The following is a 437-nucleotide window of genomic DNA, read 5'->3' as shown; positions in this document are numbered from 1 at the left end:
TAGGCGGTGATAAACCCGATCAACCGTGGCTCGGTGACGGTGAGGTTGAAGGTCACGGCGGAAACCTTCGCCGGAATCCCGTGGGCCCCGCCGGCCTGGAAGGACACGCTCCCGTCCGGGCGCACTGCAGCAGAAGTCCGCGTGTCCAGGAAGCGGGACGGTTCCGTCGGTACGAACGCCCCCGGCACGTCCGGGACCCCGGGCAGGTAGTAGCCGGAGACGTCGGCAATGAGATGGGTGGTGCCGTAGGAGCGGTTGAACAAGGTGACCTTGCCGTCGGCGCCGACGGGTACGGTGACGGAGTTCGCGACTGTCTGGCCGGCGAGGAAGTTCACGTTGGACGAACCGGGCCGCTGTGTCCCGGAGGCGTAGGCGGTGATAAACCCGATCAACCGTGGCTCGGTGACGGTGAGGTTGAAGGTCACGGCGGAAACCTT

General features: G+C 65.9%; 1 protein-coding gene. It reads right to left on the bottom strand.

What is annotated here, in order from left to right:
* Positions 1 to 425 (bottom strand): hypothetical protein (locus AC1DDH_RS20650; RefSeq protein WP_476956241.1); only part of this gene is annotated, 425 nt, incomplete at its 3' end.
* Positions 426 to 437: the final 12 nt, after the last annotated feature.

This window comes from Arthrobacter sp. 10T425, assembly GCF_056393985.1.
This window is presented reverse-complemented; position numbering and strand designations above follow the sequence as displayed.